The sequence below is a fragment of the Candidatus Latescibacterota bacterium genome, assembly GCA_019038625.1.
Lineage (GTDB): Bacteria > Krumholzibacteriota > Krumholzibacteriia > Krumholzibacteriales > Krumholzibacteriaceae > JAGLYV01.
This window is the reverse complement of the sequence record JAHOYU010000008.1, coordinates 1-9,767: the sequence shown is the minus strand read 5'-3', so window position 1 is coordinate 9,767 and position 9,767 is coordinate 1. Positions and strand designations below refer to the sequence as shown.

The following is a 9,767-nucleotide window of genomic DNA, read 5'->3' as shown; positions in this document are numbered from 1 at the left end:
CGGCGGCCCTGAGTATGGTGGAAGAGGAGTTGATGTCCCGGGCCTTGAACATTCCTCAGATCCCGATCATCGACAAGAACGGGAACACGGTGGCCTATCGCCCAGACACAATGGCGAGCAGCAAAATTCTTTTGCGGGTCGCCTCCCGATTGAATCCCGACGCGTGGGCCGAGCGCAGAAAAGTGGATCAGACGACCAAGGCGATCGGGGATGGGACGGGGGGCCAACTTTTATTAACACAAGCCGACGTGATGCGGTTGCCGATGGAGCGGCGGAATCTGTTGTTGGATATTTTGGAGGAAATTCAGGCTGCTCGAGATGAGATGCCGAAGGAGTTGACCGATGGAAAATAAGCATGACAAGAACGCGTTCAAGGATTTTGTGAAGAGGACGCGCAAGGCGGATGTGTCCCCTGGCGAGAACAAGGTCGTGGGCGATCCGGGCCGGAAGTTTTGTTTCCCGGCGCAGTATCCGAGGGAGACTCCGGGCGAGGATGGGACGGCGCCCGACCAGGCCACGGAGAAGTGGTTGCGGGAGTATGCCAGCGCGAGCGACGAGGAGATCGAGAAGCTAAGGGAAGAGCAGCGGGCCGTGGTCCAGAAGAGGATCAAGGACGCCGCGCCGGCCATCGAGCCGGACGAGATCCCTTCGTTGAATTACGGTGGGGTGAGAACGCAAAAACCCGGTAAATAGTTGGAGCTAACGGGATTAGCTGGGGTTTAAGTTGGGTGGCCAGGAACAGCCCTGCCGCATCACCCGACGAGAGGATGAGCCAGTATGTTGCTCGAGAACCATGACCAAATCCAGCAAAAAGAAAACCAGATCGCCGAGCGGGGCCAAGCTCTGCTTCTTTCTGTTGAAAAGAATGAAGCGATCATCACCAAGAAATCGCTCGAGCTTGAGGACGCGCTCAAGGCCCAGGCCAAAACTGGTTTCGATTCTGCTGACCGTGACACCATCAAGAAGGTTGTTGGCAAGGCCAATGGCCGAGCGCTGAATGAATTGCGCCGGTCCTTGGTGGAAGATTCCGCTGACCATCGCAAGGGCATCATGGCCGTTGTGGATGAGTACCTGATCGAAGTCGAGCAGTCCGCTTCTTTGTTCCGGAGTCCGCTCCAGGTTTTGAGCCGTCACGGCATGGGCGATCCCAAGAAGACCGAGCTCATCAGCCAGTTGACCGGCTCCGGCGTGGCCGAGCTTCAAGGCACAATTGCCTACGCAGTTGCGACCGGCGACAAGTTGACTCTCTCTGCTGCTCTGCTTGTCGCTGACCGCGGCGGGAAGAAATACCAGTCAGTTGATCGAGCCCAGTTGGCGCAGGATGCCATGGGCAAAGAGGTGGCTGCAGTTCAGATCCGGCTTGAAGAGCTCCGCACAAAGTTGACCGCCATGAAGACCACCAACAAGATCTTCGAGCGTGGTGTCAGCAACAACCAAGACAAGATCAAAGCAGGCCTGGCCGCCAGAGCATTGGATTCCCGCCGTGAAAAAGCTGGGCTCTGATGCAGTGTGTTTTTGCAGCCATGGAATATCTGGTCAAGGAACGGATGGCGGGCAAGTACTCAACGCCCAGCCAGGTCCGCGGATTTGCGTTGGCCGAGTGCCTGAATCCAGTGGTGCTCGAGTTGCTGCTGTTCACTGGGCCAATTCCTCCCGAGCCTTGGGACGAAGAAACACGCGAGGCCATCGAGATGGTTGGTGCAGCCTTGCAAGCAAAACCGAGGAGCAGGCCACTAGCGGCCGCCAATGAGGAAAGCCTCACAACGAAAGACGATTGATCATGGGAATGTTTTTACTCTACGCCGCCAAGCAGGAACAGCGAGGCGGAGGCCAGTACAACTCTGTTCTGGTTGAGGCTGCCACCGAAGAGGCCGCTCGTGCGGCTGCTCTTGCCAACCAGCCTGCGGCTTCGAATGTCTTGGCCAGTTGGACGGCTGTTGATCTTGGCACCGGTACTTTTCCGGACGCCATGACTTGCTGCTACTTCCAAGGCCGCGGCCCTGTGAGTCTGTTGGGCATGGACACCGGCGGAAACGCGGTGCCAGTCAAGTAGAGAGGCCAGGCCTGCTGCCCTCCAGCGGCAGGCTCCTCGGCGACTTCATCGGCACCTAAAAAGCATGGGGTTCGATGTCGGTGGAGTCGCCACAAAATCGAGCCACGGTCCGGGTGCAAGTCCCGGGCAACCGGTTCCGGCAGACGATGAGAATACTTTGCCGGGGCCAAACTTCTCGAATCACCACGCCGATTTTGACGAGCCGGCGATGGTGTGGGGGCGGCAGAGCGGATTTCTTGAAGGCGACCTGTGACTGCCGCCCGACCTTCTGAAAGGATCAGACCTTGCCAGAACAAGAATCAAACAGGCTCCCAATGTCAGCCGCCGAGGCTGGTCTCCAGCAGGACCTTCGTGAGATTGGTGTGTTGGCCTGGTTGTGTGGGCTGAATCCGACACGGTGGGTTGTGTGGCTGCCAGATCAAGATCTGAAGTTCCGCCGGGTCAAGGGATACGACGCCAAGGAAATGATCCGGAAATTCAAACTCCACGGCAAGATCTATTCTTCAGAATTGCGCGCTGGGCCTGGTTGCCCACGATGAGGAAACATCGAATACAATCCAAAGCAAAAAGGTTGGGCTTCATGTGGCATGAATGGGGGCCGGATAGAATTGAGTTGGTTGATGTGAATACTGGGCAAACCCACAGATTCGGATCCTACAAGGAAGTTTTGGCCTTTTTGGAGGCCCCAGATTAGCCCCAGACCGGACATCTCCGCTTAGCCCTTGCAACTCCCCTCCGGAAAATTGCCCCTCTCATGTTGGACCTTATTCATTCTTGAAATCATCCCCGCAGTGACGGGCAGCCCTCTTCTTCGGATCCTCCCACACCGAAACCCAGACGAACTCAGCACCAACCTCATGTTCGTGGGTTTCCGCCATCTGCCGTGCCGCCTCAAGTGATTCCGCCCAGATCATCTTTCGGGTTGGTGTTTCATTTTGACACCCTTCGCTAGGCATCAATGTCCACATCCAGAATCGTTGTTTGGCCATGGTGTGACTCCTTGCTGTTTTTAACACCAATTGATCATACCTCATTATCGGCCTTGAGTCCGCCTTTCCGAGCCTCTATTTTCGCTATTGACAATAAGTTGGCCAGATCTGACCTAACGGGAGCTTCCGATGACGGGAGATTGTGGCTGGGCCCGTGGGGGAGGGTGGTGAGGATCTGTCACTGGGCTCAACATCATGGCAATTCGCAGCCCCCTGGAGCACCTGAGGTTCGGGAGCTCTGCCGGGCACCAGCCTCCCGGCCGTTGACATTCAAGACCGCGCAAGGCTCGTCCCTCAAGCACTTTAGGACGCATTCCTTGTGTGGCGCGGATTCACTTGTTCGTCTAGTTTGCGAGAATTCTATAATAACAGCTGACAAGGCAAGGCATTCTTGCTAGATTAAGAACAATCAAAAATCCCATTCAGGAGACCAAGGCGGCAATGGCAAACTCAGTCTACAAGAATTCTCCCCGCAGGGAATACGATATCACTGAGGAGCAGCGTGATGCATATCGACGCATCTCCCAGGAATCTCGAATTGCAAAACGTGAGGCTGAGCAAGGCCTCCATGATGCCCTCCACCCTGTAAATGTTCCGCGATTCGACCCCAATATCCTTATGCCCAAATTGAGCTCGAATGGCATGAGCTGCCTGAGCCTTTTTTCAGGGGGTGGGGGGCTTGATCTAGGATTTGATCTGGCCGGCTTCTCGCATCAGGCATCGTACGAGCTAATTCCGATTTGTGGTGACACTATTCGCGCCAATCGACCTCGCTGGAAAGTATTTGGTGGTCCTGACTCGGGCGATGTCACAAAGATCGATTGGCGGGAGTACAAGGGAAAGGTGGACTTGGTTCATGGTGGCCCACCATGCCAGCCATTCTCTATCGCAGGGCAGCAAGAGGGCATCAAAGATGATAGAAACATGTGGGGAGAATTCAATCGGGCTGTAAACACAATTAGGCCTAAGGTCTTTGTTGCGGAGAACGTACTGGGACTTCTGAATCCCAAGTTCGAAGGATTTGTTCAGCGGTACATTTTGGATGAGCTTTCTAACTATCACATTGTGAAATTTCAAATGCACGCTGCGGATTACGGGGTTCCCCAAATCCGAAGAAGAGTATTTTTTGTTGGGTTCAGGACAAAGAAGGCTTTTAAAAAATTCGTTGTACCCACTGCAACACACACTTGGGCACACCTTGGGAAAGCTGGAAGAAGTTCAGGGAAGGGACTCTTTCCGGACGCCCGAATACGAACTATGGGTGTACGCGAAGCCCTAGGTCTGAGTGATATCGGCTACGACAACTTGGCTCCAACCATAAGAAGTGCCTTTACCGGAAAAAGGAACACCACATCGGTACTAAACAGTTCTGCTGGGCAAAAATCATGGGGAGATATGGAAATCTGGCCGAATGGTGTACAAAATTCAAGGGCGAAAGCTTCTGGCTTCCCTGCCAAGTTCGGGCATTTTCGAACTAGCATCCAAGATATAGGTCTAATCCAAGGGTTCCCAGAAGACTGGAATTTTTCCGGGGCCGTCTACCAGGTCCTTGGACAAATAGGCAACTCCGTTGTTCCCCCGGTGGCCTACCAAGTAGCCAAGAGTGTGGATTTGGCCTTAAAGTAGATCTCAACTGCCCGATTAGCCCATTCCGTGCTTTACCATTTTGACCAGGGCGGCTGCGTGGTCCTCTGAAATCCTAGTCCACCCGTCGAAATAACTCCGTGGTATATGAGGGTTGTTTAGAGTGCTGCCTCTTTCAACCAAATACCTCGCTCTATCTTGGAAAATCTTAAGCATTCGATCAGGAGAATAACCCCCAACTACATCTTGCAATGCCAAATATTTTTCTCTCTTATATTGCCGCTTATGAAGGCCTCTTGCATCCTCGTAGCTGTAAACGGCCTTCTCTTCCATGACTTTATACATATCATTTTTGGTTAGCTTACCAGGAGCAAGAGTCGCAAGCATAAAATCTGGTTTAATGTAGGATTCCTTTTCTTGAATCCATGGGGCCATCAGCACTGGAGAACCGTAGAGATAATATTCTTCACCACTTAGGAAAACCCCAATCAGCCAGTGCTTATTTTTCCATTTTTTAATGTGGTCGGGCCCAAAATCCCTAACTGTGGTTACTGATCCATTTGAAGTTGTCTTCAGCTCAAAAGGGATTGTCGATCCATCAAGTTTTAGATAGGCATCAATTCCTGATCGACCTTCGCTTTCATCTTTATAGAGACCAAACAACGCAATCATTGCATCTTCGCGTTCATCGTCCTGGAAGGTACCCGCCATCATTCCTCCTAATACGACCCACATGTCGGGGGCCGGCAAAAAAAAATGTGTCACCCACAATGGTGACAGAGGGGATACTCAAGCGCAAGCGCTTTCAGACAATACGGAGTTATTGGGGGTCACGCCTTCCGCTCATGATCGCCACCGAATTGATGACCGAGGTCGTTGCTTCCTCACAAAGCGCTGCCTTCCGGAAGTCGGCTGATCGATCGTGAGTCGTCTTATTTGCAACTTCCAAGGCAGCCTTTGCATGTTTGCGTTGCTCTTTGTTTCTGCTACCTGATAATTCCACATTAAAAAATGCGGCTAACATTCGATAGGCGTCCGTCGAGCTTACAACCACACCGTCCTCGACCGGATGCCGTTCAGGGTCAAACACCTCTTGGGCAAGAGAAATCAAAGTTTCCCGACAGAGCATGCCGACCTCTTGGAATTGTTCTTCGTGGTTCGCCGTGGATAGCCGTGTTCGCGCTTCGCCAATCCCACGATCGACCCTTGCCCAACCCGTGGGCCGAACAACTATCCGATTTCTCGACCCGGGTCCAGCCAAATCTAGCGCGTCGACTAGAGGCTTATACATCTCCGCTATAAATTGCCTTCTGGACGCATAGTTAGGAAGGTCTCCGCTTGACCACCGGCCATACCACTCCCAAAGGTCAGAAAACGGATTGGGGTCTTCGGCTCCAATTTCTGCCAACAGCTTCCTTATCTCGGAACGGCGAGCTTGGTATTCTTTATTGACGTCGTCTATTCTTGGGCCACCAACAGCAACCTCGACCATTAGCTTCCGCTGCTCACCAACTAGCCGCCGCAGCTCAGAATGTTTTCCATCTTCAGTCGATTCAATCGGTCTTTCATCAAGCTTCGGAACTATGATTACGCTGGTCAGGTATTCGCCTTGATACCTCCGAGAAATGGGCTGCATTCGATTCAACAATTGCTTCTCGAGCCCAGCTCTATCCTCACCGATTTCCCCATAAACCTCAGGAGAGACCTCGACCACGCATTCGCACAGGTCAGTTCCACCGTCCCAATTGTCATAGCCAACTTGGGCAATTGAAACGTCGGCCGCACCAAGGAGACGAGCCAAATTAACCATTCCCTCGGCCTCACAAGCCCTGGCTATTGCGCCGGCGATCTTCTTCGCGTCGTTAATCATATTCCCTCAGCTGTTCCAAGATTTGTTTGACTGGAAAACACTCAAAATGCACGGTCTACTCGCGCTCAAAGCCTCGCACGCTCTGAGTGCCCTCCCTGTTCACCCATTCTCGCCAGTACCGAATTCGGTCCAACAAGAACACCCTTCGGTCATCGGCGATCTCACTATTTCCAAGAGCTGATTCAAACCCATTTATATATTTGAATCGATTCGGGAATTTCGGCCCGGTAGTAAAGGTAGGAGAGACATGTTTGGCTTCATATGTACCTGCACCCTTGGCTTTGACAGTGATCACGTCGGTTAGATTTCGATCAACTCTTAGGCGATCAAACGACACCAATTCTTCGTCGGGCTGGGGCACAATTGAAGCGCGATGCTTTTCGAGTTTCGTATTCCCCTTGAATTCCTCCCTCCGGCCATAAACCAAAATCATGTGCAGCTTCATCTGGCGGTAGCGAATGAAGGTGTCGGGGAGGCCATACTCCCTTGCAAACACTTGAACATTCTCTTGATCCGAAAACCAAGTACGCCATTCTGAAAGCTGATTCTTGGCTTGGGTGAACTCAGCACGGGGGACACCCTTTCCCTTATAAAGGAGCTTTGTTGGGGCTTCAATTTCCACCAGGACTGGATACCAAACTTGGCTGTTAGACGCAATCCACATGAAGTCTGGAATCTTTGAGTTCAATCCAGGCAAAACCGGTTGGGATACAACTGCACAATGCCAAGGGCTATGTCCACCTGCGGCACCGGGCGGAAATGCTCCCGGTACCATCGCAGGATTTTTTTCGAGGAACTTTTGTACGCTATCTTCTTCTGGCCCTGAGTCCAGGAGGAGCTTGAAAGCTGACTGGGCCGAAGTGGAGTAATCTTCCATTGATATTGGTTTTGGTCCAATTTCGATTTTATAAGACTTGTCTAACATTTTCGATCACCCGCTGCATTGAAGCCATTAACTTGGTATCAGTTACCAATACTCTGCGCACAAGGCCGTGACACAGATTGTTGAGAAGATAACAGCCTGGCCGCACGCCTTCAAATATTTCCAGCAGAAGAGAATGGTCCATCGGGTGGGAAAGGAGCGGAAAGATGCTGTGAGGTAAACAAGGCAATAGTTTGATCTTCCTGGCCAGATGATCTAAATTTCTCACCGCTGGCTTGACCGACGGATGCAATCTGATTCACCTCAAGTTCAATAATTTGGGCTAGGTCCTGCCTGTGCGTCCCTTCCAGCGAGGCCAGACTTTGCAGGAAACTGAATACCACCAATTCGCCACCAATTCTAGCATCTGATGATCTAAGTGCTGCGATGGCAACGGCTGGTGGCCTATAGAGCGCCTGACTCTTAATCAGTAGGTTCGGGGTTCGATTCCCTGGTGGCGTACCAAATGAAATAAAAGGACTTACGGCTTTTGTCGTGGGTCCTTTTTCTTTTGGGAAATGGGCCTGGCTTCCTTTGTGGCTTCCTTGGGTCTGGTGGTTGAATTTGGGGTAGATTTTTTGGCTGGATCTCTTTGAATAGGTTCGGGGAAGGGTGAGCATTAAAGAGATGGCGAGACCACTATGATCGACACTCCGTGACCGTGGCCGGTTGTGGTAGGAGATGTCGAGCGCAAGTAGTTTAACAACATGCAATTATGAAATCAAGAATGATGCCTCGGGTTGATCGAGATTGGCCGGTTCTATAGTGGTTCTATACCGACCTAAGACACAATGTCTCGCCAAGATCACGGTGGACACACGACTGTACGCTGTTGCTTATTGATGATGATCATGTTTCAATACCCCTCAGCGGCTGCATTCAGCTGGAGGGCTGATGGATGGGCGTTAATTATTTTATACTGATATGGAGGATCGGCACATGTCGCAGTGGTCGGATAAGTTCGATAGTCACCAAGTTCATCAGCTCCTCACCACAGCCCAGACGCTCTTCGATCATGCGGCAGAGCATATCGAAGACGACACTCAGGCTCTCGAAGCCTTAGAACGCCTGCGCTCGATCCACGGTCACCTTGTGCGGGTCCTGGAAAACATCAACCCCGAAATCGTGCCTCTCCAGGGGCTCGGGAACATGATCCCCCATCTTGGAAACATGAACAATGAGATACAGGCGTTTGTCTCGAACCAGGACACCGGCCACCTGGTGAAGGCGAACAGCCACGCCGACAACTTTCTTCCCCACGTAGGAGCGATCCCGACGTTGGTGACACCCGCTGACGTGGATGGAATGCGAGATGCAATCACCTCTTTCCGACGTTCGGCTGGACAGCTCATCCATCACCTGGAGCAAGAAGCTGATGACCATCGGGAGGTGATGGATAAGGACAGGGAGACGTCGAGCGAGAACATCGACGCCGCAAAAGATCGAGTTGCTGAGGTCGAGGCGGAGCTGGAGAAGCTTGAAGGTGCGATTCAGACACAAAAGGCTAGGCTTGATACTGCCATCGCTGAGTTTCAAAGCCAATTCTCCAAGCACCAGGACGTCCGGCAGGAGCAGTTCACCGAGGCTGAAAAAGAACGTGCCGATGCGAATAAAGAGGCGATCGACGAGCAGGAAGAACAATTCACTGCCACCTCAGAGGCGCACAAGGAGAAGTTTGCTGGTATCTGCGACGATGCGAAGAAGAACTTCAGCTCCTTCCAGACCGAGACTAAGGCAACGGTAGATGGGTTTATCAAGGAACTGGAGGAATACAAGGCTCAGGCAGAGAAGCTCGTCCACGTGATCGGCAATACCGGGATGGTCGGCGGCTACCAGAAGACAGCGAACTCGGCAAGGAACACTGCTCGGTTCTGGCAGGGTGTGGCGATCGTATCGTTCATTGGGTTAATCTGGTTCGCTATCAAAGTCTTCATGGCAACACAGGGGCCCGATTTTTCCTGGAGCATATTCGCCGGTCGGGCTTTTGTTGCTGGTACCTTCGGAATCGTAGCCGCCTTTGCTGCACGGCAATCTGATCGCCACGAGGAGGCTGAATGGTACACCCGCCGGGTCGAGCTGGAGCTGGCTTCCATTGATCCGTACCTGGTGGCCCTCCCCGAGAAGACGCAACACCAGGTCAAGGAGGAACTCGCAAAGCGACTGTTCGGTCAGAAGCCACTGCCCAAGAAACAGCCGAAAGTGTCTGGCACGAATGCGGACTTGATGAATCTGGTCCGGGATATGGTATCAGAGTTAATCAAGAAGCAGGGGTAACCCCGTTGACCATTTTTTAAGTTGAACGAAACCGCTTCGCGCTAGCTAATCCCAATCCTTCAGACTCTCCGAGGA

11 protein-coding genes are annotated in these 9,767 nt (G+C 52.4%); 6 read left to right on the top strand and 5 right to left on the bottom strand.

Annotated elements, in window-relative coordinates:
• The 4 genes from KOO63_00295 to KOO63_00280 form a co-directional block, all read left to right on the top strand.
• Positions 1-353 (top strand): hypothetical protein (locus KOO63_00295; GenBank protein ID MBU8920276.1); only part of this gene is annotated, 353 nt, incomplete at its 5' end.
• A complete protein-coding gene (locus tag KOO63_00290) occupies positions 343-693 on the top strand; it encodes a hypothetical protein (protein MBU8920275.1) in 351 nt (116 codons plus the stop codon). The genes KOO63_00295 and KOO63_00290, both read left to right, overlap by 11 nt.
• A gap of 84 nt (positions 694-777) precedes the next feature.
• Entirely contained in the window at positions 778-1,503 is a 726-nt protein-coding gene (locus tag KOO63_00285; protein MBU8920274.1) for a hypothetical protein, read from the top strand.
• Positions 1,503-1,778, top strand: coding sequence for a hypothetical protein (locus KOO63_00280; protein MBU8920273.1), 276 nt, complete (start codon positions 1,503-1,505; stop codon positions 1,776-1,778). The genes KOO63_00285 and KOO63_00280 overlap by 1 nt, the downstream gene beginning before the upstream one ends.
• A gap of 1,039 nt (positions 1,779-2,817) precedes the next feature.
• Here the strand turns inward: KOO63_00280 and KOO63_00275 are convergent.
• Positions 2,818-3,042 carry a hypothetical protein gene (locus tag KOO63_00275; protein ID MBU8920272.1) on the bottom strand — a complete coding sequence of 75 codons (225 nt, stop codon included), beginning with the start codon at positions 3,040-3,042 and terminating at the stop codon, positions 2,818-2,820.
• Between the two features lie 441 nt (positions 3,043-3,483).
• Here KOO63_00275 and dcm point away from each other — a divergent pair, with 441 nt between their 5' ends.
• Positions 3,484-4,668: a DNA (cytosine-5-)-methyltransferase gene (gene dcm / locus KOO63_00270; protein MBU8920271.1), complete on the top strand. Its 1,185-nt coding sequence runs from the start codon at positions 3,484-3,486 to the stop codon at positions 4,666-4,668.
• Between the two features lie 15 nt (positions 4,669-4,683).
• Here the strand turns inward: dcm and KOO63_00265 are convergent, their stop codons facing one another.
• The 4 genes from KOO63_00265 to KOO63_00250 form a co-directional block, all read right to left on the bottom strand.
• On the bottom strand, positions 4,684-5,340 hold the full coding sequence (locus tag KOO63_00265; protein ID MBU8920270.1) for a hypothetical protein: 657 nt from the start codon (positions 5,338-5,340) through the stop codon (positions 4,684-4,686).
• Between the two features lie 106 nt (positions 5,341-5,446).
• Positions 5,447-6,496 (bottom strand): hypothetical protein, encoded by a 1,050-nt coding sequence (locus tag KOO63_00260; protein MBU8920269.1) that lies wholly within the window; start codon positions 6,494-6,496, stop codon positions 5,447-5,449.
• A 55-nt stretch (positions 6,497-6,551) separates the two neighbouring features.
• Positions 6,552-7,421: a DUF4263 domain-containing protein gene (locus tag KOO63_00255; protein MBU8920268.1), complete on the bottom strand. Its 870-nt coding sequence runs from the start codon at positions 7,419-7,421 to the stop codon at positions 6,552-6,554.
• A 110-nt stretch (positions 7,422-7,531) separates the two neighbouring features.
• Positions 7,532-8,131: a hypothetical protein gene (locus KOO63_00250; protein MBU8920267.1), complete on the bottom strand. Its 600-nt coding sequence runs from the start codon at positions 8,129-8,131 to the stop codon at positions 7,532-7,534.
• A gap of 226 nt (positions 8,132-8,357) precedes the next feature.
• Between KOO63_00250 and KOO63_00245 the strand changes: the two genes are divergently transcribed.
• Entirely contained in the window at positions 8,358-9,692 is a 1,335-nt protein-coding gene (locus tag KOO63_00245; GenBank protein ID MBU8920266.1) for a hypothetical protein, read from the top strand.
• The last annotated feature ends 75 nt before the right edge of the window (positions 9,693-9,767 follow it).